Annotated in this window: 1 protein-coding gene; it reads left to right on the top strand. The window is 53.7% G+C overall.

Annotation, left to right across the window (positions count from 1 at the left end; all coding sequences use genetic code 11):
• Nucleotides 1–1,219 (top strand): hypothetical protein (locus tag MRBLSP13_RS14865; protein WP_363755315.1); only part of this gene is annotated, 1,219 nt, incomplete at both ends.

Genomic DNA, 1,219 nt, shown 5'->3' with positions numbered 1-1,219 from the left:
ACTGGCGGCATCACCGTTCCTAATGTGACCTTCCCCGGCACAGGCGGCCCATTCCTATACCGAGACAGCAATAACGGTTCGTTCAATATCCGTGTTGGTGCAACCGGCGCAGAGAAATATCTGAGTTTCCACACCAATGGAGAGCTACAGATGAACGGCTCGTCCTTCTGGCATGCTGGCAACTTGAACCCTGCAAACTATGCTGCCCTTGGTGGTGCGACATTCACTGGCGCTGTCTCGGTCCCGTCGGACTTGACCGTAAGGGCTGCTGGCACCGAAGGCGGGCAGATTGTTCTAAAGAAGGGAACCGCACAAGGCATCGACGGCGATACCGTTATTGATGCTCAAGGCAATTACCTTCGCATCTTCGATAATGTCACGCCATCCCGTATGCTCGCATATGACCTAGTTGCAGGCGCTCTTTCGATCAACGGCAACTCAGTATATCACACAGGCAACATCGCTTCTGCCCCCGTAACCACTGCCACTCAGACGGCATTGAATGGTAAGGTCGGCACAACGGGCAATCAGAGTGTAACCGGCACATTTACTGCTGGCACCACCTCTGGTCATTCGATCATGCTTGGCACCGATGGCAGCATTGAGATTCAGCGCACCGGCTCTGGCGGCTACATCGACTTCAAGAGCACCACCGGACAGGACTATGAGGTTCGCCTACAGGCCAGCACCACCGGATTAGCAGTTACAGGCACTCTTCAGGTCAACCGCACCTCTGGCGATGCAATTCTCTTCCTGAACGCACCTTCCACTGGCAACTTGGCTTACACTCGCCATCAGAAGAACGGCGTTGCTCGCTTTGACATCGGCGTAGATAGTGCTGCTGAAACGGGAAGCGGCTTCGGTTCTAACTTCTTCATCAACCGCTTTAACGACGCTGGCACATTCATCGACACACCGTTCCAGATCATACGCGGAACTGGTCAGATCAACATGAGTGGCCAGTTGAACGTCGCTAAGTCAATTGCAATCAACACCAATAGCACAACAGGCGGCGGTATCATCTTCGCCGATGACGGCGACATTGTTGACCTGAACAACGGATACTGCTCGATCCGTATGTCAAGCGGCGTTCAGATTTACAGCGGCAAGTCTGCCGGTGTGCCAATGATTACACTCGGCGCAGATGGTAGGGTCAGTGCCAACAGCAACATAGAAACTGCTGGTAGCTTAGTCATCCGCAACGGCTCTCCAACGATCT

Origin of the sequence: Sphingobium sp. LSP13-1-1.1 (assembly GCF_040676415.1) — a bacterium.
In the GTDB taxonomy this organism is placed as follows: domain Bacteria; phylum Pseudomonadota; class Alphaproteobacteria; order Sphingomonadales; family Sphingomonadaceae; genus Sphingobium.
The sequence above is the reverse complement of the archived record's forward strand: the minus strand, read 5'-3'. Positions and strand labels throughout refer to the sequence as shown.